Here is a 24,208-nt window from a genome sequence, read left to right on the forward strand (position 1 = left end):
TCCACGCCCTGCCGCCCGCGCGCGAGGTGCCGGAGCTGCACGGCGAGGACCCGCGCGCGCCCGACCCGGGGTTCCGGTTGCGGACCCTGCTGCGCCCGGTGCGGTGGGCGATGCTCGGCGTGGCCGGGTTGCTGCTGGTCGACACGGCGCTGGCGGTCGCCGCGCCGAGCCTGGTGCGGCTCGGCATCGACCGGGGCGTGGTGGACGGCGAGGTCGGCTGGCTGTGGGTGGCGGTCGCGATCAGCTTCACGCTGGTGGCGCTGGGGTGGGTGTCGTCGGCGGTGGGCCAGGTGGTCACGTCGCGGGTCGGCGAGCGGCTGCTGTACCTGCTGCGGGTGCGCAGCTACGCGCACCTGCAACGGCTCGGGCTCGACTACTACGAGCGCGAGATGGCCGGCCGGATCATGACCCGGATGACGACGGATGTGGACGCCCTGTCCAGTTTTCTGCAGACGGGGCTGACGACGTTCGCGATCAGCGTGCTCACCGTGGTCGGCATCGCGGTGGCCCTGGTGGCGACCGATCCCGGGTTGGCGCTGGTGGCGTTGAGCGTCCTGCCGGTGCTGCTGATCGCGACGGTGATCTTCCAGCGGCTGTCGTCGGCCGCGTACGCGGAGGCGCGGGAGCGCGTCAGCGCCGTCAACGCCGACCTGCAGGAGAACGTGTCCGGGCTGCGCGTCTCGCAGGCGTACACCCGTGAGGCGCGGTCGGCCGAGGCGTTCGCGGAGCGCAGCAACGCGTACCGCCGGTCCCGCATCCGGGCGCAGCGGTACATCGCCACGTACTTCCCGTTCCTGTCCCTGCTGTCGGGCGTGGCGCAGGCGGGCATCCTCGTCGTGGGCGCGTACCGGGTGGCCGACGGCACGCTGTCCCCCGGCGTGCTGCTGGCGTTCGTGCTGTACCTGGGCCTGTTCTTCTCACCGCTGTACCAGCTGTCCGGCGTGTTCGACGGCTACCAGCAGGCGAGGGTCGGCCTGAGCCGCATCGGCGACCTGCTGCGGACGCCGAGCACCGTCCCGCCGGCCGCCGACCCGGTGCCCGTGACGACGTTGCGCGGGGAGGTGGAGCTGCGCGACGTGAGCTTCGCGTACCAGGGCACCACGCGGCCCGCCGTGGAGGGGATCTCGCTGCACGTCGCGCCGGGCGAGACCGTGGCGCTGGTAGGCGCGACCGGTGCGGGCAAGTCGACGCTGGTCAAGCTCGTGGCGCGGTTCTACGACGCGACCGGGGGCACGGTGCTGATCGACGGCGTGGACGTCCGGGAGTACGACCTGTCCGCGCTGCGCAGGCGGCTCGGCATCGTGCCGCAGGAGGCGCACCTGTTCGGCGGGGACGTCGCGGAGAACGTCGCGTACGGCAAGCCCGACGCGACGCGGGCCGAGGTGGAGGCGGCGGTCCGCGCCGTCGGCGCCCTGCCGGTCGTGGCCGCCCTGCCCGCCGCGTTCCACCAGCAGGTCGGTGAACGGGGCCAAGGCCTGTCCGCCGGCCAACGCCAACTGGTCGCGCTGGCCCGTGCCGAACTGGTCCAGCCCGCCCTGCTCCTGCTGGACGAGGCCACGGCGGCCTTGGACCCGGCCACCGAGTCCGCGGTGCTGGAGGCGAGCGACCACCTGGCCGGCGCGCGGACGACGTTCGTCGTGGCCCACCGCCTGGCGACGGCGGCGCGGGCGGACCGGATCGTGGTGCTGTCCGAGGGCCGGATCGTGGAGCAGGGCACGCACGCCGAGCTGCTGGAGGCGAACGGCCACTACGCCCGGCTGTGGTCGCACGGCGCCGACCTGGGGGAAGAAACCGAACTCACCGCCACCCACTAACCGGCCCCACCAACCCGCGCAACCGGTCGAACCACCCACCACCCAGCCCGCCCCCGCCGCGGTCGATGCGCCACTGCTCGAGCACGCGGATGAGGCAAGCGCACCGGCCCTGCGCGAGCAGGAGCTTGGCCGGCGCACCGCAGACAGTCCAGCCGGAGCCTGCGAGTCGAGGTGCAGGCGATGCACGCAGTGGGCAGGCGGTCGGCCAGGCAGACGGTTCATGGACCGGCGGGGCGGGCGGCCTGGCGGGTGCAGGCGGCGGGCGGGCGTGGCGACCTGGCAGGCGGGTGCGCGCCGGGCCGCGGGCTGGTGGGTGCGGCGGCCAGGTGGATGCAGGCGGTGAGCCGGTGTAGCGGCCCAGCAGGCGGTGCGGGAGGGCCGGTGGCGGGCCGGCGGGTGCGGGTGGAGCCTGGGGCGTGGCAGGTCCGAAGGGCCGGCGTGGGTGGGCACGAGGCTGCCCCGCAGCCGGGTAGGCGTGCGGGGCGTGGGTGGGTGGGTGGGTGGGTGGAAGCTGAGGTCAGGCCTTGGCGAGCACGTCGTCCAGCCGCTCGTAGCCCTCGACGACCCCGGTCTCCATACCGCTGGCCAGCGCCATGTCCCTGGCCTCGACGCTCTCGAAGACGCTGACCACGTGCAGCCGGGTCCGCCCGCCGCCGAGGTCCTCGAACGTCAGCGTCTCCAGGCTCACCCCGTCCGGGAATCCCTCGAACGTGAACGTCTGCACGATCCGCGAGTTGGGCCGCACCTCGTGGAACGAGCCGTAGAACTTGTAGTCCTCGTCGCCGAGGCTGTGGGTGTAGCGGTAGGCGCCGCCCGTGGTGGCGTCCCAGCGGTCGATCCGCATCGTGATGGACCGCGGGCCGAGCCACTTCACCACCAGGTCGGGGTCGAGGTGGGCCCGGAAGACGGCCTCCACCGGCGCGGAGAACTCGCGGGTGATGTGGATGGCCGGCACGGCCGGGTCGGCGTCGATGCTGGTCTCGGGGTGCGTGGTCGTGGTCATGATGCTGCTCCTCCTGCTCGTTCGGGTGCTTGGTCCTGCTCTTCGGACGCCATCTCGGCGAGCACGGCGTCCAACCGCCGGTAGCGCTGCTCCGCCTCGCGCCGGTAGCGCTCGATCCACTTCGTCATCAGGTCGAACACCTCCGCTTCGAGGTGGACGGGCCGTCGCTGCGCGTCCTTGGCGCGGCTGACGAGCCCCGCCCCCTCCAGCACTTTGAGGTGCTTCGACACGGCCTGCACGGTCACGGAGTACGGCTCGGCCAACTCGTTCACGGTCGCGTCGCCGACCGCCAGCCGCGCCACCATGTCGCGCCTGATCGGGTCGGCCAGGGCCGAGAACACCCGCGACAACTGGTCGTCCACCGCCAACTCCTTACTCAACCGTTCGGTTGAAGACAACGATACGAAGGCCCGGCGGACATGTCAACCGGGAAGTTGAACACGCAGCTCAAAGCCCTGGGTTCACCCCGCTGAACGCCTCACAGCCCCTCCTCGCCGCCGGTGCGCGGAACGAAGCCAAGTCGACGCCATGCGAGACACGTGACGGGCTTAACCTCAAGTGATGCTCAAGCACCCATAACGGGACCGATGACCTGATCGATCCTGTGAGCGAACACTCGTTGCCCGCCCCCTCCTGTGTGTGAACTGCACCAGACGGGGGACTAGCCTGACCATGAGTGAGTCATTACCAAGAGCGAGATGGATAGAGGCGAGCGCCAGCCGTGTCCAGCAGCAGTCCTGCTTCACAGTTCGGCCCCAATGAGTGGCTGGTCGAGGAGATGTACGAGCAGTTCCTCGCCGACCCGTCGTCGGTAGACCCGGCCTGGCACGACTTCTTCGCCGACTACAAGTCGACGCAGCGGTCGGGCAACGGGGCCGCGACGACGGCCGCGGAGAACGGCACCACGACCGCCACCAAGCCCGCTCCGGCCGCACCCGCGCCCGCCGCCACACCGGCGCCCGCGCAGCAGCCCAAGAGCCCGGCGCCGGCCGCCCCGAAGCCCACCACCAAGCCCGCACCCGCCCAGGCCGCCAAGGCCGCGCCGGTGCAGCCGGCCCAGGGCGTGGAGCAGAAGCAGCTCCGCGGCGCCTCCGCCGCCATCGCGAAGAACATGGAGCTGTCGCTCACCGTTCCGACCGCGACGAGCGTGCGCGCCGTGCCCGCCAAGCTGCTGGCCGACAACCGCATCGTGATCAACAACCACCTCAAGCGGACCCGCGGCGGGAAGGTCTCCTTCACCCACCTGATCGGTTACGCGGTGATCCGGGCGCTGCAGGCGTACCCGAACATGAACCGCCACTACGCCGAGGTCGACGGCAAGCCGTTCGTGGTCACGCCCGAGCACGTCAACTTCGGCCTGGCGATCGACCTGCCCGGCAAGGACGGCTCGCGCACGCTCGTCGTGGCCTCGATCAAGGGCTGCGAGAACATGACGTTCACGCAGTTCTGGCAGGCGTACGAGGACCTGATCCGCAAGGCCAGGTCCGGCTCGCTGACCACCGAGGACTTCGCGGGCACCACCATCTCGCTGACCAACCCGGGCACGATCGGCACCAACCACTCGGTGCCGCGCCTCCAGGCGGGCCAGGGCGCGATCATCGGCGTCGGCGCCATGGAGTACCCGGCCCACTTCCAGGGCACCAGCGAGCAGGCCCTGACCGACATGGGCGTCAGCAAGATCATCACGCTCACCTCCACGTACGACCACCGCATCATCCAGGGCGCGGAGTCGGGCGAGTTCCTGAAGCGCGTGCACCAGCTGCTGCTCGGCGAGGACGGCTTCTACGACGACGTCTTCACGTCGCTGCGGCTGCCGTACGAGCCGATCCGCTGGGTCGCCGACATCCCCGAGGGCGCGGTCGACAAGACCGCCCGCGTCATCGAGCTGATCGACGCGTTCCGCACCCGCGGCCACCTGATGGCCGACACGGACCCGCTGAACTACCGCCAGCGCAGCCACCAGGACCTCGACGTCCTGTCGCACGGCCTGACCCTGTGGGACCTGGACCGGGAGTTCCCGGTCGGCGGGTTCGCGGGCCAGGAGCGGATGAAGCTGCGCGACATCCTCGGCGTCCTGCGCAACTCGTACTGCCGCACGGTCGGCGTCGAGTACATGCACATCCTCGACCCGGAGGAGCGCCTCTGGATCCAGGAGCGCGTCGAGGTGCCGCACGAGAAGCCGCCGGCCACCGTGCAGAAGTACATCCTGTCGAAGCTCAACGCCGCCGAGGCGTTCGAGACCTTCCTGCAGACGAAGTACGTCGGCCAGAAGCGGTTCTCGCTCGAAGGCGGCGAGACGGTCATCCCGCTGCTCGACGCGGTGCTGGACAAGGCCGCCGAGCACGAGATCGACGAGGTCGTCATCGGCATGCCGCACCGCGGCCGGCTGAACGTGCTGGCGAACATCGTCGGCAAGCCGATCTCGCAGATCTTCCGCGAGTTCGAGGGCAACCTCGACCCCGGCCAGGCGCACGGCTCGGGCGACGTCAAGTACCACCTGGGCGCCGAGGGCAAGTACTTCCGGATGTTCGGCGACGGCGAGACGAAGGTGTCGCTGACCGCGAACCCGTCGCACCTCGAAGCCGTCGACCCGGTGCTGGAGGGCATCGTCCGCGCCAAGCAGGACATGCTCGACAAGGGCGGCGAGGGCTTCACCGTCCTGCCGGTCGCGCTGCACGGCGACGCCGCGTTCGCGGGCCAGGGCGTGGTCGCCGAGACGCTGAACCTGGCGCTCGTGCGCGGCTACCGCACCGGCGGCACGGTGCACGTGGTCGTCAACAACCAGGTCGGCTTCACCACCGCGCCCGAGCACTCGCGCTCGTCGAAGTACTCGACCGACGTGGCGAAGATGATCGGCGCGCCGGTGTTCCACGTGAACGGCGACGACCCGGAGGCGTGCTACTGGGTCGCGAAGCTGGCGGTGGACTACCGGCAGGCGTTCAACAAGGACGTCGTGATCGACATGGTCTGCTACCGCCGACGCGGCCACAACGAGGGCGACGACCCCTCGATGACGCAGCCGGCGATGTACGACGTGATCGACACCAAGCGCTCGGTGCGCAAGACGTACACCGAGTCCCTGATCGGTCGCGGCGACATCTCCGTCGAAGAGGCCGAGAAGGCGTTGCAGGACTTCTCCTCGCAGCTGGAGCACGTGTTCAACGAGGTCCGGGAGCTGGAGAAGCACCCGATCAAGACCTCGCCGTCGATCGAGGAGGAGCAGCAGGTCCCGACCAAGCTGCCCACCGGCGTCGACCGCTCGGTGATCGAGAAGATCGCGGACGCGCACGTCAACCTGCCCGAGGGCTTCACCCCGCACCCGCGGGTCAAGCCGGTGCTGGAGCGGCGCGCCAAGATGGCCCGCGAGGGCGGCATCGACTGGGCGTTCGCGGAGCTGCTGGCGTTCGGCTCGCTGGTGCTGGAGGGCCGCACGGTCCGCCTCGCCGGCCAGGACTCGCGGCGCGGCACGTTCGTGCAGCGGCACGCGACCCTGGTGGACCGCAAGAAGTCCGACGAGTACACCCCGCTGCAGCACCTGGCCGAGAACCAGGGCAAGTTCATGGTGTACGACTCGGTGCTGTCCGAGTTCGCGGCGCTGGGCTTCGAGTACGGCTACTCGGTGGCCAACCCGGACGCGCTGGTGCTGTGGGAGGCGCAGTTCGGCGACTTCGTCAACGGCGCGCAGCCGATCATCGACGAGTTCATCTCGTCCGGTGAGGCGAAGTGGGGCCAGGTCTCCGACGTCGTGCTGCTGCTGCCGCACGGCCACGAGGGCCAGGGCCCGGACCACACGTCCGGCCGGATCGAGCGGTTCCTCCAGCTGTGCGCGGAGGGCTCGATGACGATCGCCGTGCCGTCGACGCCGGCGAACTACTTCCACCTGCTGCGCCGCCACGCGCTGGACGGCGTGAACCGGCCGCTGGTGGTGTTCACGCCCAAGTCGATGCTGCGCCTGAAGGCCGCGACCAGCCCGGTCGAGCACTTCGTGGAGGACCGCTTCCAGTCGGTCATCGACGACCACAGCGGCGTCGACCCGAACGCGGTCCGCAAGGTCCTGCTGTGCAGCGGCAAGATCTACTACGAGCTGGCCGCGGAGCAGGAGAAGCAGGCCGCCAAGGACGTCGCCGTGGTGCGGGTCGAGCAGCTCTACCCCGTGCCCGCGCGCAAGCTGACCGAGGCGCTGGACCGCTACCCCAACGCCACCGAGGTCCGCTGGGTCCAGGAGGAGCCGGCGAACCAGGGTGCGTGGCCGTTCTTCGGCCTGGCGCTGCCCGAGCTGCTGCCCACGAGGTTCGCCGTCAAGCGGGTCTCGCGCCGTCCGATGGCCGCGCCGTCGGCGGGCTCGTCCAAGGTGCACGAGGTGGAGCAGCGCGAGCTGATCGCCAAGGCGTTCGAGTAACACCCGTCGGGTTCCGCCGAGCCGTCGAGACCTCCGGGTTTCGGCGGCTCGGCTCGTTCGTGGAGGAAGACCGTGTACTTCACCGATCGTGGCATCGAGGAACTGGAGAGCCGTCGCGGGGAGGAGGAGGTGACGTTCGCGTGGCTGGCCGACAAGCTCCGGTCCTTCGTGGACGCGAACCCGGACTTCGAGACGGCGGTCGAGCGCCTGGCCACCTACCTGGCGCGTGACGACGAGGACTTCGAGGACTGAGCGTGGGGCCGGCGGGCCGTGGTTCACGACCCGCCGGCGCTCGCCCTACCAGGCGTACGCCTCCGGCGCGGGCTTGGCGCCGTTCGGGCCGGGGGCCGGGAACAGCTCGTCCAGCTTCGCCAGGACCTCGGCGTCCAGCACGATCTCGGTGGACCGGAGCGATCCGTCGAGCTGGTCGGCGGTGCGGGGGCCGATGATCGGCGCCGTCACGCCCTCCTGGTGCAGCAGCCACGCCAGGCCGACGTTCGCCGGGTCCTCGCCGAGGTCGGCGGACAGCTTCTCGTACGCCTCGACGGCGTCGCGGTGCTTCTCCAGCGCCTCCAGGCTGCGGCCGGCGTTGCCGCGCACCGCGCCGCCCTCGCGCTGCTTGCGCAGCACGCCGCCGAGCAGTCCGCCGCCCAGGGGCGACCACGGGATCACGCCGACGCCGTAGTGCCGCGCGGCCGGGAGGACTTCCAGCTCCACGAACCGGTTCACCAGGTTGTAGATCGACTGCTCGCTGACCAGGCCGAGGAAGTGACGGCTGCGCGCCGCCTCCTGCGCCTGCGCGATGTGCCACCCGGCGAAGTTGGACGAGCCGAAGTAGATGACCTTCCCCTGCTGCCGCAGCACCGAGAACGCCTCCCAGATCTCGTCCCACGGGGTGTCCCGGTCGACGTGGTGCATCTGGAACAGGTCGATGTAGTCGGTCTGCAACCGCCGCAGGGACGCGTCGGCGGCCCGTCGGATGTGCAGGGCGGACAGCCGCTTCTCGTTCGGCCAGTCCCCCATGTCGCCGTACAGCTTGGTGGCCAGCACTGTCTTCTCGCGCCGCTCGCCGCCCTGCGCGAACCACCGGCCGATGATGTTCTCGGTGATGCCCTCGCCGCGCTGCCACCCGTACACGTCGGCGGTGTCGAAGAAGTTGATGCCGTGCTCGTGGGCGCGGTCCATGATCGTGTGGCTGTCGGCCTCCGACGTCTCCGGCCCGAAGTTCATCGTGCCCAGGCAGAGGCGGGACACGGACAGGCCGGAACGGCCGAGCTGGGTGTATTCCATGCGACAAGCCTGCCTCAACTCGCCGCGCACCGCTCCTCCCCCGAGCGGCCGTCGTGGACGCGGCGCGGGTGGCCGTGGTGCGACGCGCGGCGGCCACGGTGCGGGTTCACGGCGGCCACGGTGCGGTGCGCGGCGGGCCGCTCACGCCGAAGGCGGGGAAACCAGGTAGGCGGAGGTCGAGGACTCCAGGGCGGCGACGCACGCGGCGATCACGGGATGGCCGGCGGCGCCGCGGCGGTAGGCGATGCGGGTGCGGCGGTGGACGTCGAGCGGGACCAGGCGGACGTCGGCCGGCGGGTGCGCGGCGGCCAGTTCCGGCACGAGGGCCACGCCCTGACCCGCGGCGACGAGCGCGAGCACGGCGGTGAAGTCGTCGGCGTGGTGCCGCACGCGCGCCGTGAAGCCGGCCGCCTGGCAGACGCGCATCGCCACGGTGTGGCAGAGCGTGCCGGGGGTGCCGACGATCCACGCCGCCTCTCGCGTGCCCGCGACGGTCCGGTCGGGCCACCCCTCGGCCGGCACGGCGAGGAACACCTTCTCGTCCAGCAGCCGCACGGAGTCCACTCCCGGGTCGGATTCGACGGGCGCGACGTCGTAGTCGTGCCACAGCGCCACGTCGAGGCGGCCGTCCCGCAGGGCGTCGGGCACGTCGACCGGGTCCAACTCGGTGACCATCAGGTCGAGTGCCGGGTGGTCGCGACCGAGGGCGACCAGCGCGGCCGGCAGGAGGGTCGGGACGGCGCTGGGGAACGCGCCGATCCGCACGGTGCCGGACAGGCCGGTGCGGGCGGCGGCGAGCGTTGCGGACGCGGCTTCCAGGGCGGCGAGGACCGCCTCGGTGTGGTGGACGAGGGCGGTGGCGGCGGGCGTGAGGCGGACGCTGCGGCCGGTGTGTTCGAGCAGCGGCACGCCCGCTTCCCGTTGCAGGGCGGCGAGCTGCTGGGACACGGCCGACGGCGTGTAGGCGCGGGCCTGGGCGACGGCCGCGATCGTGCCCAGGCGGGCCAGGTCGCGCAGGAGCCGCAGGCGGCGGACATCGAGCATCAGCTCAGCTTACGGTCGCCCGCAGGAACGCGAGCTGGTCCTTCACGGTTCGGGCGTGCACCGTGGGTTCATGACGCTCACCGGCTTGTACGTCCCCTTGATCACGCCGTTCGACCGCTCCGGCGGCGTGGCGCTCGACGCGCTGGAGGCGTTGGCCGTCCAGGTGCTGGCCGACGGCGCGCGTGGCCTGGTGGCGTTGGGCACGACGGCGGAGCCGTCCTCCCTCGACCCGGCCGAGCAGCGGGCCGTCCTCCGCGTGGTGACCAGGGTGTGCCGGGACCGGCACGCGCCGCTGGTCGTCGGCGCGAACACCCCGGAGGCGCTCCGGGCGTTGGCCGACCACCCGGAAGTGGTGGCGGCGCTGACCACCGTGCCGTCGTTCGTCCGGCCGGGCGAGGAAGGCGCGCTGGCCCACCTGACCCGGCTGGCCGCGGACAGCCCGGTGCCGCTGGTCGTCTACGACATCCCGTACCGCACCGGCCAGTACCTGTCCGCGGCGACGTTGCGGCGCCTGGCGGACGTGCCCGGCGTGGCGGGCCTGAAGTACGCGCCGGGCGGGATCAACGCCGACACGGTGGACCTGTTCGCCGACCTGCCGTCCGACCTGGCGGTCCTCGGCGGGGACGACGCGTTCATCTCGCCGCTGCTGGCGCTCGGCGCGCACGGCGGCATCCTGGCCTCGGCGCACGTCGCCACCGCCCGGTTCGTGCGGCTGATCGAGGCTTGGCACGCCGGCGACGTGGCCGAGGCACGAGCCCTGGGAGGACGGCTGAGCCTGCTGTCGGCCGCCCTGTTCACCGAGCCGAACCCGTCCGTGGTCAAGGCCGTGCTGCACGCCCAAGGCCGCATCCCGACCCCGGACGTCCGCCTCCCGCTCCTGCCCGCCCACCCGGACAGCGCGTCGGCCGCCCTCACCGCCGTCGAACGCCTGCCCGCCACACGGCGTGGGTGAGCGGGACACCCGGCCGGTACGCCAGGTGGGTGGTCGAGGGCGCGTCGAGCACGTGCACGTCGGCGCGGGCACCCGGCGAGAGGTGGCCGACGTCCGTGCGCCGCAACGCTTTCGCGCCGTTGAGGGTGGCCGCGGTGACGGCTTCCTCGACGGTCAGCCGCATCTGGAGGACGGCCGTGGTGATGCCGTAGGCCATCGAGGTCGTGTAGGAGCTGCCGGGGTTGCAGTTGCTGGCCAGGGCGACGGTCGCGCCGGCGTCCAGCAGCCTGCGGGCGGGCGGGAGCGGTTGACGGGTCGACAGGTCGCACGCCGGGAGCAGCGTGGCCACGGTGTCCGAGCCGGCCAACGCCTCGACGTCCACATCGGACAGGTGGGTGCAGTGGTCGACGCTCGCCGCGCCCAGCTCCACGGCGAGCCGGACGCCCGGCCCCTCGCCCAACTGGTTGCCGTGCACGCGCAGGCCGAGCCCCTTGGCGCGGGCGGCTTCGAGGACGGCCCGCGACTGGTCCTCGTCGAACGCGCCACGCTCGCAGAACACGTCCGCCCACCGCACGTGCGGCGCGACCGCGTCCAGCATGTCGCCGACCACCAGCGCCACGTACTCGTCCGGGTCGGCGCCCGGCGGCACGAGGTGCGCGCCCAGGAACGTCACCTCGTCGGCGTGCTCGGCGGCGATCCGGGCCGAGCGCACCTCGTCGGCCACGGTCAGCCCGTAGCCGGTCTTCGTCTCGATCGTGGTCGTGCCCTGGGCGACGGCCTCGGCGACGTGCCGCGCCAGGTTCGCGGCCAGGTCGTCGTCGGACGCCGCGCGGGTGGCGTCGACCGTCACCGCGATACCGCCCGCCGCGTACGCCTGGCCGGCCATCCGGGCCTCGAACTCGGCCGTCCGGTCGCCCGCGAACAGCAGGTGCGTGTGGCTGTCCACCCAACCGGGGAGGACCGCGCGCCCCTCCACGTCGACGCGCGCGTCGGCGGCGGGCGCGGAGGACGCGGGGCCCACCCACTCCACCCGGTCGGTGAAGACCAGTGCGGCGCCGGTGAGGCGACCCAGCTCGGGGTCGTTGGTGGTCAGCTCACCGATGCCGGTGACGAGCGTGCTGGTCACGAACGCAGGAACCGCTGCCAGGCCGACGACGGGAACGCCAACACGCCCGCGTCGGGCTTCTTCGAGTCCCGCACCGCCACCTCGGGAGCGGAGAAGGCCACCTCGACGCAGTTGTCGTTGTTGCCGCCGCCGCTGCGGCTGCTCTTCCGCCACACCAGGCCCGCTTGGTCCACAGTGGACACAGGACCGCCTCTCATTCCGACTCGGCAAGTATCCGCTCGATCGTGGCGATCGAATCCTCCGGACCGAGCGCCCGCCCGAGCAGGTGGTCGAACCGCATTCTAGCCCGCCGGACCTGTTCCGGATCTTCGATGTGGAGCGAGCCCGTCGCGTGCGAGACGTAGAGCAACGACGGATCCTCGACGTCGGAGAAGTCGAGCAGCGTGAACGCCCCCTCCTGGCCGGCATGGGCACCCAGATCCCTCGGCAACACGCGAAGGGTCACCGTCTCCAGTTCGGCGACCATCACCAAGTGGCCCAACTGGTCGCGCATGACCTCCCCGCCGCCGACCAGCTGCCGCAAGGCGCTCTCGTCGACGAGCGCCACCAGCCGCAGCGGGTTCTCCTCCGAGGTCAGGCGCTGTTGGCGGATCATGCGGACCTTCACCTGAGCGGCCAGTTCCGGCTTGGTCCGCTTGAGTGAATTCGCCTCCAGGACAGCGCGCGCGTACGACTCGGTTTGCAGGAGACCGGGAAGCAGGACCAGCGCCAGTTCCCACACCGTCGACGCTTCGGTCTCGACGTCGACGTACCCCATGTCCCGCAAGCCGAAGGCCGTCCACCACCCCGGCCGCAGCGCCTCGCGCACCGCGTCGATGAGGTCGGGGTCGTAGTGGTCGTACACGTCCATCATCGAGCGGGCCAGGTGGACGTCGAGCCGTGTCTCGCCGGCCTCCAGCCGGTAGAGGCTGTTGCGGTGCTTGTCGAGCGCGGCGGCGGCGTCCTCGATCGTCATCCCGGCCGCCTCCCGCATCCGGCGGATGCGGCGGGCCAGTTTCCGACGGCGAAAAGGTGGGCGTGCTGGTGGCATGCGACCCATGATGGTGATCGGGGCCGACAACACTGGGAATCCCATCACTCGATCAGGGGATCACCTCGGTCAGGAGCCGGGCGACGTCGCCCAACCGCTCGTGCACGCCGTCCCTGGCCACGACCTTGCCGCCGACCACCACCACCGCGACGTCCGACGCGGTGGCGGCCAGGACCAGCTGCTCGGGCTCGGCGCCGGCCGTCCGGACGGAGTTCGTCCGGACCGCCACGAAGTCCGCCGGCGCGCCCACTTCGAGCCGGCCCGCCTCGGGCCACCCGATCGAGGCGTGGTTGGTCAGCGCGCCGACGAGTTCCGCCGGGGTGAACCGGCCGCGGCGGCCGGTGCGCAACCGCTCGTTGTGCTCCAACGTGCGTGCCTCCACCAACGGGTCGACCACGGCGTGCTGGTCGCTGCCCAGCGACAACGGCGACCCGGCCTCCGCCAACTCGCGCGCCGGGCCGATGCCGTCCGCCAGGTCCGCCTCCGTGGTCGGGCAGAAGCACACGCCCGTCCGGGTCGACCCCAGCAGGCCGATGTCCTTGTCGGACAGGTGGGTTCCGTGGACGGCCGTCGTGCGCGGCGTGAGGGCGCCCGCCTCCGCCAGCAACTCGGTCGGCGTCAGGCCGTACGACTCCAGGCAAGCGTCGTTCTCGGCCGGTTGCTCCGACAGGTGGACGTGCAGCGGCCGATCGGGGAACGCGCCCGCTACCAGCGACAATGTTTCACGTGGCACCGCGCGGACGGAGTGGATCGCGGCGCCGATCCGGGTGTTGTCGTCCCCGCGCAGCTCAGCCACCCGGTCGAGCCACCGGTCACCCGTGCCGTCCGAGAACCGCTCCTGCACCCCGCGCACGGGCTGACCGATCCCACCCGCCAGGTAGCAAGCGTCCAACAGGGTGATGCGGATGCCGGCGTCGCGGGCGGCCTGCCGCAGGGCCTCCGCCATCTCGTTCCCGCCGTTGTGCAGGTAGTGGAACTCGCCCACCGCCGTCACGCCGGCCACGGCCATCTCCGCGTACACCGCCGTGGCGAGCTTCAGGTACGAGTCGGGGGTCAGCCGCTCCGCCACCGCGTACATCCGGTCGCGCCACGTCCAGAACGTGCCGCCGCCGTCCGAGTGCGTGCGTCCGCGCAACGCCCGGTGGAACGCGTGCGAGTGCGCGTTGGCAAAACCGGGGAACACCAAGCCGTGCAGGCGTTCCACGCCGAGCGGAATCGTGTCCACTGTGGACACGGAGGTGATGAGGCCCTTGTCCACGCGCACCAGGACGCGCGACGCGATGCCGTCCGGCAGCCACGCCCGCTCACACCAGAAGCTCTTCATCGGCAGCCCGTCATGTGGCCAGGTGCTCCAACGTCGTCGCCAGCGCCGCCACGCCCGCCGCGCAGTCGTCCGCCTCGGCGAACTCCTCCGGCGCGTGGCTGATCCCGGTCGGGTTGCGCACGAACAGCATCGCGGTCGGGACGTGCGCGGCCAGGATGCCGGCGTCGTGGCCGGCGCCGGTCGGCAGCGCCGGCGTGTCACCGCCGATCGCCTCCCGGATGCGGGACATGAGACCGCGGTCGAACACGACCGTCCCGCCCCAGCTCTCCTCGGACACGCGGACCTCACAGCCCTCGTCGGACGCCGCCGCGCGGGCCTCGTCGGTGATCCGCTCGACCACCTCGCGGGTGCGCGGCTCGTCGTCGGCCCGCGCGTCCAGCCACACGTCCACGGACGACGCGATCACGTTGGTGCCGCCGGGGTTGGGCACGATCCGGCCGACCGTCGCCCGCGCGCCGGACGTCGCCGCACGTCGCGCCGCCAGCACGAGTCGCGCGGCGGGGAGCATCGGGTCGCGGCGGTCCTCGATCAGCGTCGCGCCGGCGTGGTTGCCCTCGCCGGTGAACGTGTACCGCCACCGGCCGTGGGCCAGGATCGAGCTCGCCAGGCCCACCGGGACGTCCAGCCCGCGCCCCTGCTCGACGTGCAGCTCCACGAACGCGCCGATGGACGCCAACGCGCGGTCGTCCCGGCCCATCCGCAACGGGTCGAAGCCGGCCGCGTGGGCGGCCTCGCCGAACGTGACGCCGTCCGCGTCCGTCAGCGCGCACGCGGCCTCGGCGGAGATCGCGCCGGTCATCAGCCGGGAGCCGAGGCACGCCACGCCGAAGCGCCCGCCCTCCTCCTCCACGAACACCACGATCGCCAGCGGCTTCGAGGGCGTGAAACCCCTGGCTAGCAAGAGGTCCACCGCCTGCAACGCGGACACCACGCCGAGCGGCCCGTCGAACGCGCCACCGCCCGGCACCGAGTCGAGGTGGCTGCCGGTGACGACGGCGTCCGGGCCAGGCTCGCCCCACCACGCCCAGATGTTGCCGTTGCGGTCCGGGCGGACGTCGAGCCCGCGCCGTTCCGCCTCCTCGACGAACCACGCGCGCAGCTCGCGCTCGACCCGGTCGAAGCCGTGCCGCGAGTAGCCGCCGCGCCGGGCGTCCCGCCCGACGTCGGCGAGGTCCGCGAGGTCAGTCATCGGAACCGGCCATCGGGATCGGGACGTTCTTCTCGGCGGCGACGTCGACGGCCCGCTGGTAGCCCGCGTCCACGTGCCGGATGACGCCCATCGCGGGGTCGTTGGTCAGCACGCGCTCGATCTTCTGCGCGGCCAACGGGGTGCCGTCCGCGACCGTCACCTGACCGGCGTGGATGGACCGGCCGATGCCGACCCCGCCGCCGTGGTGCAGCGACACCCACGTCGCGCCGGACGCCGTGTTGACCAGCGCGTTCAGCAGGGGCCAGTCGGCGATGGCGTCCGAGCCGTCCGCCATCGCCTCGGTCTCCCGGTACGGGGACGCGACCGAGCCGCAGTCGAGGTGGTCGCGGCCGATGACGATCGGCGCGGACAGCTCGCCGGACGCCACCATCTCGTTGAACCGCAGGCCGGCGAGGTGGCGCTCGCCGTAGCCCAGCCAGCAGATGCGGGCGGGCAGGCCCTGGAACTCGACGCGTTCGCCGGCCATCTTGATCCAGCGCGCCAACTGCTCGTTCTCGGGGAACAGCTCCAGGATCGCCCGGTCGGTCTTGGCGATGTCGGCCGGGTCGCCGGACAGCGCCGCCCAGCGGAACGGTCCCTTGCCCTCGCAGAACAGCGGCCGGATGTACGCGGGCACGAAACCGGGGAAGTCGAACGCCCGCTCGTAGCCGCCCAGCTTGGCCTCGCCGCGGATCGAGTTGCCGTAGTCGAACACCTCGGCGCCGCGGTCGAGGAAGCCCACCATGGCCTCGACGTGGTCGACCATCGACTGGCGGGCCCGGTCGGTGAACTCCTCCGGCTTCGCGGCGGCGTAGTCGGCCCAGTCCTCCACCGCGACGCCCTTCGGGCAGTACGCCAGCGGGTCGTGCGCGGAGGTCTGGTCGGTGACGATGTCCACCGGGACGTCGCGGCGCAGCAGCTCGGGGAGCACCTCGGCGGCGTTGCCGATCAGGCCGACGGACAGCGCGCGGCCGTCCTCCTTCGCCTTCAGCACGCGGGCGATCGCGTCGTCGACGTCGTCGGCGATCTCGTCCAGGTAGCGGGTCTCCACGCGACGCCGAGCGCGCTGCGGGTCGACCTCGACGCAGAGCGCCACGCCCTCGTTCATGGTGACCGCGAGCGGTTGCGCGCCGCCCATGCCGCCGAGCCCCGCCGTGACGGTCAGCGTGCCGCGCAGGGTGCCGCCGAACCGCTTGTCGGCGACGGCGGCGAACGTCTCGTAGGTGCCCTGGAGGATGCCCTGGGTGCCGATGTAGATCCACGAGCCGGCCGTCATCTGGCCGTACATGGTCAGGCCCTCGGCTTCGAGGCGGCGGAACTCGGGCCAGTTCGCCCAGTCCGGCACGAGGTTCGAGTTCGCGATCAGCACTCGCGGGGCCCACTCGTGGGTGCGCATGACGCCGACCGGGCGGCCGGACTGGACGAGCAGCGTCTCGTCGTCGGCGAGGTTCGCCAGCTCGCGGCTGATGGCGTGGAAGCTCGGCCAGTCGCGGGCGGCCTTGCCCGTGCCGCCGTAGACCACCAGGTCCTCGGGCCGCTCGGCCACGTCCGGGTCGAGGTTGTTGTGGAACATGCGCAGGGCGGCCTCGGTGGGCCAGCTGCGGGCGGTGAGGTCGGTCCCTCGGGCGGCGCGCACCATCACAGTGCTCCTAGGAGTTCGGGGCGCCCGCTCATCTCGGGGCAGCCACTGCGGATCAGGTCTTCGGCGGCGGCGATCTCGGGCGCGAGGTGCCGGTCCGGGCCGGGGCCCTCGACGTGCTCGCGGAGCTTCGCGACGGCCGCCGCGGTCACGGGGGAAGGCTTGAGCGGACGGCGCAGGTCCAGGGCGCGGGCCGCGGTCAGCAGCTCGATCGCGAGGACGCGGCGGAGGCCGTCCACGGACTGGCGCAGCTTGCGCGCGGCGGACCAGCCCATCGAGACGTGGTCCTCCTGCATGGCGCTGCTCGGGATCGAGTCGACCGACGCCGGCACGGCCAGCCGCTTCAGCTCGCTCACGATCGCCGCCTGCGTGTACTGGGCGATCATGTGGCCGGAGTCGACGCCCGGGTCGTGCGCCAGGAACGGCGGCAGGCCGTGCGACCGGTTCACGTCGAGCATCCGGTCCGTGCGGCGCTCGGCGATGCTCGCCACGTCGGCGGTCGGGATCGCGAGGAAGTCCAGCACGTACGCGATCGGCGCGCCGTGGAAGTTGCCGTTCGACTCGACCCGGCCGTCGGCCAGCACGACCGGGTTGTCGATGGACGACGCCAACTCGCGGTCGGCGACCGTCTCGGCGTAGGCGACGGTGTCGCGGGCCGCGCCGTGCACCTGCGGCGAGCAGCGCAGGGAGTACGCGTCCTGCACGCGGGTGCAGTCCGGGCCGCGGTGGCTCTCCATGATCTCGGAGTCGCGCAGGATCGCCGCCATGCGCCGGGCGGACCGGCCCTGGCCGGGGTGCGGGCGCAGGGCGTGGAGGTCGGCCGCGAACACGCGGTCCGTGCCCAGCAGGGCTTCCACGCTCATCGCCGCGGTGAGGTCGGCGACATCGAGCAGGTGGTTCAGGTCGCGCAGGGCCAGCACCAGCATGCCGAGCATGCCGTCCGTGCCGTTGATCAGCGCCAGGCCCTCCTTCTCGGCCAGGCGGACCGGCTGGATGCCCGCCGCGGCGAGTGCCTGGGCGGCCGGCACCAGGTCGCCCCGCGCGTCGCGCACGTCACCCTCGCCGGTGAGGGCCAGCGCGGCGGCGGACAGCGGCGCCAGGTCGCCCGAGCAGCCGAGCGAGCCGAACTCGTGCACGACGGGCGTGATGCCCGCGTTCAGCATCGCTGCCATCGCCTCGGCCGTCTCCAGCCGGATGCCGGTGTGACCGCTGGTCAGCGTCTTCAGGCGCAGCAGGACGAGGGCGCGGACGACCTCGCGCTCCACCTCCGGGCCCGCGCCCGCCGCGTGCGAGCGGACGAGGGACTGCTGGAGGGCGGCCCGGCGGTCCGGCGGGATGTGCCGGACCGCCAGCGCGCCGAACCCGGTGGAGACGCCGTAGGTGGGCTGCTCGGCCGTGGCCAGGCGCTCGATGTGCGACCGGGCGGTGGTGACCGCCTCGCGGGCCGCCTCCGTGATCTCCACGGGCGCGCCGCCGCGGGCGACGGCGTGGACGTCATCGCGGGTCAAGGGCTTCGGACCCAGCTGCACGGGTTGCATGCACCCATCACAACCCGGCAACCGGGTCCGCACGACCCGAGGTCCGCCGATCGTGTCTGGCATCCCAGACGCGCCGCCGCGGCAGCGGTGTCCCGCAGGCGCCGCGGTCGGGTGGCGTCAGCCGCCGGCCCAGGCCAGGTCCGGCTCCGGGTCGACCACCACCGCCTCCGCCGCCGCGGTCAACTCCGCCAACCCCGCCGCCCGCACCCCGATGCCGGAGACCTGGAGGTGGACGTCCGGCCGGAGCTCCACCACGAGGTGGCCGCCGTCGGCCGCGTAGTACCGGGCGGTGAGCCCGCGGGCGGTGGTCATCGTCGGCGAACCCTCGAACCCGTACGGGCGCCGGCTCAGCAACACGTTGTAGGTGACGCCGTCGTGCACGCCCGTGGTACTGGCCTGCCAGCCCTCCGGCAGGCCCCCGTGCGCCTGGATGCCCCGCGAGCCGCCCAGCGACACCGGCAACCGGACCGGGCCGGGGTCGGGGCGGACCGACTCGGCGATGCGCACGGCGGTGGTGCGGGCGTCCGGGATGTTCCTCAGGGTGACCGACAGGTACACCTCCGGTTCGGGCTGCCACAGGACGGTCGTGGCGCCCGAGACGACGCCCGGCGCGCCGTTGACGGTGACGCGGTAGGCCTCCAAGGCGTTGGCAATCGCGTCGGCCATCGCGCCCGTGGACTCGTTGGCCGGCTGGACGGTGAACTCCAGGGACGGGTTCGTGGCCTTCGCGGTCGACTCGCCCTGCTCCCAGGTGCGTCGCGTGTACGTGGCCGGGTCGACCAGGCGCTGCCGCTCGGTGAAGCCCTCCGGCAGCCAGGTCGGGCTGAAGCCGAGCGAGACCGTCGGGATCGTCGGCTCGATCGGGATCTCGACCGACGTGGCCGGTGGCGACTCGGCCGTGGGTCGGCCGACCGCGGTGGCCACGACCGCCACCACCGCCGCCGTGGCGGCCGCCGCCAGGACCAGCAGGAACGACGTGCGGGACTTCCGGGGGCGGCGCAGGGCGGCCAGCACCGGGCCGGGGGGCGGCGCCTGGTCGGCGCGCATCCGGAGGGCGTCCCTGATCAGGCTCTCGGTGTCGCTCACAGTTCCTCCTTCACCCGGTCGTCGGCGCGCAGCGTCGCCAGCGCGCGCGAGATGTGGCTGCGGACCGTGACCTGGGAGCAGCCCAGGGTCTCGGCGATCTCGGCGTCGTCGTAGCCCTCGTAGAACCGGAGCACGACGGCCGCCTTCTGCTTGCGCGGGAGCTTGTCGATGCTCTGGAGCATCGCCTCGCGCTCGTCGTAGAGAGCGGACGGGTCCGGGGTCGGCGGGTCTATGCCGTGCAGCGAGGTCTGCGGCTTCCACCGGCGGCGCCAGCTCAGGTACTCGTTGGTGACCATCCGCTTGACGTACGCCACCGGGGCGTCGACGGCGGCGATGCGCGACCAGCGCTGCTGGGCCCGGAGCAGGCACTCCTGGACGACGTCCTGCGCGAGGTGCGGGTCGCCGGTCAGCACGGTGGCGTAGCGCAGCAGCGGGGTGACCTGCCCGGCGGCGAAGTCCTCGAAGCTGGTCGTCATACCCCTCCAATGCGCGGGACCGCGGATTTGTTGAGAATGGCTTTCGTGGGAGGCAGCAGCGACGTGCCGGCGTTGCGCCGAGGGCTCGCGGTGCTGCGCCTGCTGGCGAGCAGGCCGGGTCCGCTGTCCGCGGCGGCGGTGGCGCGTGAGCTGTCGCTGCCCCGGTCCACGACGTACCACCTGCTGGCGGAGCTGGCGGCGGCCGGCTTCGCCACCCACTTCCCGGAGGAGCGGCGCTACGGGCTCGGCGTGGCCGCGTTCGAGCTCGGCTCCGCCTACCTGCGCCACGACCCGCTGGAACGCCTCGCGCGGCCGTTGCTGCGGCGTCTCGTGGACTCGGTCGGCCGGACCGCGCACCTCGGCGTGCTGCACGGCGCCGAGTCGCTGTACCTGGTGCGCGAGCAGCCCCGCCACCCGACCACGATCGTGTCCGACGTGGGCGTGCGGCTGCCCGCGCAGCTGACCGCGTCCGGCCGGGCCGTGCTGGCCCGGCTGCCGGCGGCGCAGGTGCGGGCGCTGTTCCCCGGCCCGTTCGTGGACCGGACCGGCCGGGGGCCGCGGAACCTGCCCGCGCTGCGGCGCTTGCTGGCGGAGGAGCGTCGGCGCGGCTGGGCGGTGGAGGACGGCTACGTGACGGCCGGCTTCGCGTCCGTCGCCGCGCCCGTCTTCGACCACGGCGAACGGCCGATCGCCGCGATCACCGTGACGTTCCGGCACGTGTGCGACGTCGAGTGCGGCGAGACGTGGCCGGAGCTGGCGGCGGAGGTGCGGCGGACCGCCGACGAGCTGACCGGCCGGCTCGGCGGAGGTCGCCCGGCCGATCCGGACCCCGACAAGCACTGAGCCGCCGACAAGCACCGGGGACGCGACCGGCGTCGCGGTGGCGAGACCGCGGCGTCCGGGTAGGCGAACGCCCCCGGCACGTGCCGGGGGCGTCGACCGGTGCTCCGACCTACAGCTTGACGTCCTTCAGGAAGTTCGCGGCCACGTTCGCGATGGTCTGCTTGTCGACGTCGACCTGCTTGACCAGCTCGGCCAGCTTCTCGGTGGTGAGCGCCGCGGAGACCTTGTCCAGCGCGTCCTTGCCCTTGGCGTCGAGGGCGTCGGACCGCAGCAGCGGCACGACGTTCTGCGCCGGGTACATGGTCTTCGGGTCCTCCAGCTCCACGAAGTCGTTCGCCTTGATGTCGGCGGACGTCGTGTAGAGGTTCGCCACCTGCACCGTGCCGTCCTTCAGCGCGTCCACGGTGATCGGGCCGCCCGCGTCCGTGGTCTTGATCTCGGTGAACGTGACGCCGTACAGCTCCTTGATCTTGCTCTCCCAGCGCTGCGCCCACTCGCCGGCCGCGCCGAGCGCGTACTTGCCGGACCCGAGGTCGGCGATCGACTTCACGCCGCCCGCCGCGGTGGCCTTGGTGACCACCAGCACGTCCTTGTCCTCGGCGGCGGACTTCTCCAGCACCTCCAGGCCCGCCGGCGTCTTCGACTTCAACGCCGAGTAGACGTCCTCCGCCTCGGTGGTGGTGTTGGTCTTGTCGAAGTAGTTCAGCAGGTTGCCGGTGTACTCCGGCACCACCGCGAGCGACTTGTCCTGCAACGCCTTCACGACCAGCTCGCGGGCTCCGATGCCGGACCGCACCGACACCGCGGCCCCGGTCGTCCGCAGCGCCCCCGCGTAGATCTCGGCCAGGATCTTGTTCTCGGTGAAGTCGGCCGAGCCGACCACGACCTCGCCCGGCGCGGCGTCCTGCCCGCCGCCGCCCAGGTCCTCTTTGGAGCCACAGGCGGAGACGACCAGCGCCGCCGCGGTGACGATGACGGCCAACGTGCGCTTCATGCCGTGCTTCCTCCAGATTCGACGGGCGCCGGTGTCTTCCGGCGCCTCGGCTGCACCCCGCTCGACCCCGTCCGGGCCGACAGCCGCAACCCCGCGGGCACGACCAACCTGCCCAGGCCCGCGAGCAGGACGTCCAGCAGGACCGCGAGCAGCGCGATGAGGATCGCGCCGCCGATGAACTGCCCGTAGTCCAGCACCCGCAGGCCGTCCAGCAGCGGACGTCCCAACGTCTCGATACCCACGTACGCCGCCACCGACGCGGTGGCCACGACCTGCAGCATGGCGTTGCGCAGACCGCCGACGAGCAGCGGCAGCGCGTTCGGCACCTCGACCCGCCACAACCGCTGCGCCCCGGTCATGCCCATGCCCCGCGCCGCGTCCACGACGCCCCGGTCCACGTCCTGCACGCCCGCGTACGCGCCCGCCAGGATCGGCGGCACGGCGAGCACGACGAGGGCGATGAGCACGCTCACCGTGCCGCCGCCCGCGATCAGGTACAGGAACGTGACGAGCCCGAGCGTCGGCAACGCGCGCAACGCGTTGCTGCCGCCCACCAGCACGACACCGCCGCGTCCGGTGTGCCCGACGTACAGGCCGAGCGGCACCGCGATCAGCGCCGCGCCGAGCACCGCGCCGACGCAGAACAGCAGGTGGACGCCGACCCGCACCGGGATCGACTTGCCGCCCGACCAGTTGACCGGGTCGAGCAGCCACGCGAACGCCTCGGCGAAGATCATGCCTTGCCCACCAGGACCCACGGGGTCAGTCGGTTGCGGAGCAGCACCAGCAGCAGGTCGACGACCAGCGCGAGCAGCAGGGTCAGCACGATGCCGACGATGATCGGCGCGAGGTAGCGCTGCTGGAAGCCGTCCGTGAACAGCGTGCCGAGGCCGCCGGTGCCGATCAGCGCGCCCACGCTGACCAGGCTGATGTTGCTCACCGAGCCGACCCGCACACCCGCGGCCAGCACCGGCACGGCCAGCGGCAGCTCCACGGTCAGGAACCGCCGCCACGGGCGGAAGCCCATCGCGGTGGCGGCGGCGATGACGTGCGCGGGCACGGCGCCCAGCGCCTCGGCGACCGGCCGCACCAGCAGCGCCGTCGTGTACAGCGTCAACGCCGTGATCACGTTCACCGGGTCGAGCACCCTGGTCCCGATCAACGCCGGGATGATCGCGAACAGGGCCAGCGACGGGATCGTGTAGACGACGTTCGACAAGCCGATCAGGGCCGCGTTGACCGCGCGGAACCGGTGGCACAGCAGGCCGAGCACGATCGCCAGCACCACCGACACGACCAGCGGCGCCAGCGACAGGTAGACGTGGTCCAGCAGCCGTTCCAGCAGCGCCGCCCGCGTGCCGGCGTCGCTCAGGTACCGCGCGACGTCACCCACGGCGGCGCTCGATCACGTCCAGCACCTGCCTCGCCGTGACGACGCCGGCGAGCCGCCCCTCGGCGTCCACCACGACGCCGAGCCCGGACGGCGACGACAGCGCGGCGTCCAGCGCGCCCCGGATCGGCGTGCCCAGCTCGTACAGCGAGCCGCCGGGCACGACCGCGGCGTCCGGCGCGACCCAGCCCCGGGGCCTCTTGTCCGGGTCGACCACGAGCCGCCAGTCCGAAGAGGACTCGTGCGCCGAGCCGGCGGACACCGTGGCCACCTCGGCGACCTCGATCCCGGATGAGTCCACAAAGGACAGGCTGCGGTAGCCGCGGTCCTTGCCGACGAAGTTGGCCACGAAGTCGTCCGCGGGCCGTGACAGCAGCTCGGCGGGCGGCGCGTACTGCGCGAGGACGCCGCCGGTGCGCAGCACCGCGACCTTCTCCCCGATGCGCACGGCCTCGTCGATGTCGTGCGTCACGAACACGATGGTCTTGTCCAGCTCGGCCTGCAACCGCAGCAGCTCGTCCTGCAGCCCTTCCCGCACCACCGGGTCGACGGCGCTGAACGGTTCGTCCATGAGCAGCACCGGCGGGTCCGCGGCCAGCGCCCGCGCCACGCCGACCCGCTGCTGCTGCCCGCCGGACAGCTGCACCGGGTACCGCTTGCCCAGCTCGACCGGCAGGCCGACCAGCTCCAGCAGCTCGGCGGCACGCGCGCGGGCCCTGCGGCGGGTCCACCCCGTGAGCAACGGCACAGTGGCGACGTTGTCCAGAACGGTCCGGTGCGGGAACAGGCCCGCCTGCTGGATGACGTACCCGATGCCGCGCCGCAACGTGGGCGGGTCCACGGCGAGCACGTCCCGGCCGTCCACCAGGACCGTGCCCGACGTCGGGTCGACCATCCGGTTCACCATGCGCAAAGAGGTGGTCTTGCCGCACCCTGACGGGCCGACGAAGACCGTGATCGTGCCCGCCTCCACCACCAGGTCCAGGCCGTTCACCGCGGTGGTCCCGTCGTCGAACCGCTTGGTCACGTCGCGGAACTCGATCACCCGTGGTCCTCCTGCCGATGTGCATCAGGCGTCGATCGACCCTAGCC

Annotated in this window: 22 protein-coding genes; 5 read left to right on the plus strand and 17 right to left on the minus strand. The window is 72.4% G+C overall.

What is annotated here, in order from left to right; all coding sequences use genetic code 11:
* Positions 1–1,814, plus strand: a 1,814-nt coding sequence (locus ACFQ3T_RS14880) for an ABC transporter ATP-binding protein (RefSeq protein ID WP_380723841.1), incomplete at its 5' end; no start/stop codon positions are given.
* 517 nt (positions 1,815–2,331) lie between these two features.
* Here ACFQ3T_RS14880 and ACFQ3T_RS14885 read toward each other — a convergent pair.
* Both ACFQ3T_RS14885 and ACFQ3T_RS14890 read right to left on the minus strand, forming a co-directional pair.
* Positions 2,332–2,817 carry an SRPBCC family protein gene (locus ACFQ3T_RS14885; protein ID WP_380723842.1) on the minus strand — a complete coding sequence of 162 codons (486 nt, stop codon included), beginning with the start codon at positions 2,815–2,817 and terminating at the stop codon, positions 2,332–2,334.
* Positions 2,814–3,179, minus strand: coding sequence for an ArsR/SmtB family transcription factor (locus ACFQ3T_RS14890; protein WP_380723843.1), 366 nt, complete (start codon positions 3,177–3,179; stop codon positions 2,814–2,816). The genes ACFQ3T_RS14885 and ACFQ3T_RS14890 overlap by 4 nt, the downstream gene beginning before the upstream one ends.
* A 359-nt stretch (positions 3,180–3,538) precedes the next feature.
* Here ACFQ3T_RS14890 and ACFQ3T_RS14895 point away from each other — a divergent pair, with 359 nt between their 5' ends.
* Together ACFQ3T_RS14895 and ACFQ3T_RS14900 are read left to right on the plus strand one after the other, a co-directional pair.
* Positions 3,539–7,216: a multifunctional oxoglutarate decarboxylase/oxoglutarate dehydrogenase thiamine pyrophosphate-binding subunit/dihydrolipoyllysine-residue succinyltransferase subunit gene (locus tag ACFQ3T_RS14895; RefSeq protein WP_380723844.1), complete on the plus strand. Its 3,678-nt coding sequence runs from the start codon at positions 3,539–3,541 to the stop codon at positions 7,214–7,216.
* A 72-nt stretch (positions 7,217–7,288) separates the two neighbouring features.
* Positions 7,289–7,468, plus strand: coding sequence for a DUF6104 family protein (locus tag ACFQ3T_RS14900; RefSeq protein ID WP_380723845.1), 180 nt, complete (start codon positions 7,289–7,291; stop codon positions 7,466–7,468).
* Between the two features lie 45 nt (positions 7,469–7,513).
* Here ACFQ3T_RS14900 and ACFQ3T_RS14905 read toward each other — a convergent pair whose 3' ends face one another.
* Together ACFQ3T_RS14905 and ACFQ3T_RS14910 are read right to left on the minus strand one after the other, a co-directional pair.
* Positions 7,514–8,506: an aldo/keto reductase gene (locus tag ACFQ3T_RS14905; protein ID WP_380723846.1), complete on the minus strand. Its 993-nt coding sequence runs from the start codon at positions 8,504–8,506 to the stop codon at positions 7,514–7,516.
* 141 nt (positions 8,507–8,647) lie between these two features.
* Entirely contained in the window at positions 8,648–9,550 is a 903-nt protein-coding gene (locus ACFQ3T_RS14910; RefSeq protein WP_380723847.1) for a LysR family transcriptional regulator, read from the minus strand.
* 70 nt (positions 9,551–9,620) lie between these two features.
* Between ACFQ3T_RS14910 and ACFQ3T_RS14915 the strand changes: the two genes are divergently transcribed.
* A complete protein-coding gene (locus tag ACFQ3T_RS14915; RefSeq protein WP_380723848.1) occupies positions 9,621–10,502 on the plus strand; it encodes a dihydrodipicolinate synthase family protein in 882 nt (293 codons plus the stop codon).
* Here ACFQ3T_RS14915 and hutI read toward each other — a convergent pair.
* The 9 genes from hutI to ACFQ3T_RS14960 all read right to left on the minus strand — a co-directional run bounded on the left by hutI (position 10,462) and on the right by ACFQ3T_RS14960 (position 19,889).
* Entirely contained in the window at positions 10,462–11,607 is a 1,146-nt protein-coding gene (hutI, locus tag ACFQ3T_RS14920; RefSeq protein ID WP_380723849.1) for an imidazolonepropionase, read from the minus strand. The two genes, ACFQ3T_RS14915 and hutI, sit on opposite strands and share 41 nt — an antisense overlap.
* Entirely contained in the window at positions 11,604–11,789 is a 186-nt protein-coding gene (locus ACFQ3T_RS14925; RefSeq protein WP_380723850.1) for a DUF397 domain-containing protein, read from the minus strand. The genes hutI and ACFQ3T_RS14925 overlap by 4 nt, the downstream gene beginning before the upstream one ends.
* Positions 11,790–11,800: 11 nt before the next feature.
* On the minus strand, positions 11,801–12,682 hold the full coding sequence (locus ACFQ3T_RS14930; protein WP_380723851.1) for a helix-turn-helix domain-containing protein: 882 nt from the start codon (positions 12,680–12,682) through the stop codon (positions 11,801–11,803).
* Positions 12,683–12,689: 7 nt separating this feature from the next.
* Positions 12,690–13,961, minus strand: a complete 1,272-nt coding sequence (locus ACFQ3T_RS14935) for a formimidoylglutamate deiminase (protein ID WP_380723852.1) — start codon at positions 13,959–13,961, stop codon at positions 12,690–12,692.
* Between the two features lie 10 nt (positions 13,962–13,971).
* On the minus strand, positions 13,972–15,150 hold the full coding sequence (locus ACFQ3T_RS14940; RefSeq protein WP_380723853.1) for an allantoate amidohydrolase: 1,179 nt from the start codon (positions 15,148–15,150) through the stop codon (positions 13,972–13,974).
* Complete coding sequence (gene hutU / locus ACFQ3T_RS14945) at positions 15,143–16,789, minus strand: urocanate hydratase (RefSeq protein WP_380723854.1); 1,647 nt, start codon at positions 16,787–16,789, stop codon at positions 15,143–15,145. The genes ACFQ3T_RS14940 and hutU overlap by 8 nt, the downstream gene beginning before the upstream one ends.
* A complete protein-coding gene (gene hutH / locus ACFQ3T_RS14950; RefSeq protein WP_380723855.1) occupies positions 16,789–18,327 on the minus strand; it encodes a histidine ammonia-lyase in 1,539 nt (512 codons plus the stop codon). Before hutH ends, hutU begins: the two co-directional genes overlap by 1 nt.
* Positions 18,328–18,444: 117 nt before the next feature.
* Positions 18,445–19,413: a hypothetical protein gene (locus ACFQ3T_RS14955; RefSeq protein ID WP_380723856.1), complete on the minus strand. Its 969-nt coding sequence runs from the start codon at positions 19,411–19,413 to the stop codon at positions 18,445–18,447.
* A complete protein-coding gene (locus tag ACFQ3T_RS14960; protein WP_380723857.1) occupies positions 19,410–19,889 on the minus strand; it encodes a SigE family RNA polymerase sigma factor in 480 nt (159 codons plus the stop codon). The genes ACFQ3T_RS14955 and ACFQ3T_RS14960 overlap by 4 nt, the downstream gene beginning before the upstream one ends.
* Positions 19,890–19,934: 45 nt before the next feature.
* Between ACFQ3T_RS14960 and ACFQ3T_RS14965 the strand changes: the two genes are divergently transcribed.
* Complete coding sequence (locus tag ACFQ3T_RS14965; RefSeq protein ID WP_380723858.1) at positions 19,935–20,732, plus strand: IclR family transcriptional regulator; 798 nt, start codon at positions 19,935–19,937, stop codon at positions 20,730–20,732.
* A 109-nt stretch (positions 20,733–20,841) separates the two neighbouring features.
* Here the strand turns inward: ACFQ3T_RS14965 and ACFQ3T_RS14970 are convergent, their stop codons facing one another.
* The 4 genes from ACFQ3T_RS14970 to ACFQ3T_RS14985 are packed head-to-tail and all read right to left on the minus strand — an operon-like array spanning position 20,842 to position 24,161.
* Positions 20,842–21,726 (minus strand): ABC transporter substrate-binding protein, encoded by an 885-nt coding sequence (locus ACFQ3T_RS14970; protein WP_380723859.1) that lies wholly within the window; start codon positions 21,724–21,726, stop codon positions 20,842–20,844.
* Positions 21,723–22,463, minus strand: a complete 741-nt coding sequence (locus ACFQ3T_RS14975; protein WP_380723860.1) for an ABC transporter permease — start codon at positions 22,461–22,463, stop codon at positions 21,723–21,725. The genes ACFQ3T_RS14970 and ACFQ3T_RS14975 overlap by 4 nt, the downstream gene beginning before the upstream one ends.
* Entirely contained in the window at positions 22,460–23,119 is a 660-nt protein-coding gene (locus tag ACFQ3T_RS14980; protein ID WP_380723861.1) for an ABC transporter permease, read from the minus strand. The genes ACFQ3T_RS14975 and ACFQ3T_RS14980 overlap by 4 nt, the downstream gene beginning before the upstream one ends.
* Complete coding sequence (locus tag ACFQ3T_RS14985; RefSeq protein WP_380723862.1) at positions 23,112–24,161, minus strand: ABC transporter ATP-binding protein; 1,050 nt, start codon at positions 24,159–24,161, stop codon at positions 23,112–23,114. The genes ACFQ3T_RS14980 and ACFQ3T_RS14985 overlap by 8 nt, the downstream gene beginning before the upstream one ends.
* Between the last annotated feature and the right edge of the window lie 47 nt (positions 24,162–24,208).

This window comes from Saccharothrix hoggarensis (assembly GCF_042678885.1).
GTDB lineage: Bacteria > Actinomycetota > Actinomycetes > Mycobacteriales > Pseudonocardiaceae > Actinosynnema > Actinosynnema hoggarensis.

Excerpts from the sequence above, each read along its gene's own strand:
- ACFQ3T_RS14935 (WP_380723852.1), bottom strand. The coding sequence starts at position 13,961 with ATGAAGAGCTTCTGGTGTGAGCGGGCGTGGCTGCCGGACGGCATCGCG.
- ACFQ3T_RS14915 (WP_380723848.1), top strand. The coding sequence starts at position 9,621 with ATGACGCTCACCGGCTTGTACGTCCCCTTGATCACGCCGTTCGACCGC.
- ACFQ3T_RS14930 (WP_380723851.1), bottom strand. The coding sequence starts at position 12,682 with ATGGGATTCCCAGTGTTGTCGGCCCCGATCACCATCATGGGTCGCATG.
- ACFQ3T_RS14970 (WP_380723859.1), bottom strand. The coding sequence starts at position 21,726 with ATGAAGCGCACGTTGGCCGTCATCGTCACCGCGGCGGCGCTGGTCGTC.
- ACFQ3T_RS14885 (WP_380723842.1), bottom strand. The coding sequence starts at position 2,817 with ATGACCACGACCACGCACCCCGAGACCAGCATCGACGCCGACCCGGCC.
- ACFQ3T_RS14975 (WP_380723860.1), bottom strand. The coding sequence starts at position 22,463 with ATGATCTTCGCCGAGGCGTTCGCGTGGCTGCTCGACCCGGTCAACTGG.
- hutU (WP_380723854.1), bottom strand. The coding sequence starts at position 16,789 with ATGGTGCGCGCCGCCCGAGGGACCGACCTCACCGCCCGCAGCTGGCCC.
- ACFQ3T_RS14960 (WP_380723857.1), bottom strand. The coding sequence starts at position 19,889 with ATGACGACCAGCTTCGAGGACTTCGCCGCCGGGCAGGTCACCCCGCTG.
- ACFQ3T_RS14905 (WP_380723846.1), bottom strand. The coding sequence starts at position 8,506 with ATGGAATACACCCAGCTCGGCCGTTCCGGCCTGTCCGTGTCCCGCCTC.
- ACFQ3T_RS14910 (WP_380723847.1), bottom strand. The coding sequence starts at position 9,550 with ATGCTCGATGTCCGCCGCCTGCGGCTCCTGCGCGACCTGGCCCGCCTG.
- hutH (WP_380723855.1), bottom strand. The coding sequence starts at position 18,327 with ATGCAACCCGTGCAGCTGGGTCCGAAGCCCTTGACCCGCGATGACGTC.
- ACFQ3T_RS14940 (WP_380723853.1), bottom strand. The coding sequence starts at position 15,150 with ATGACTGACCTCGCGGACCTCGCCGACGTCGGGCGGGACGCCCGGCGC.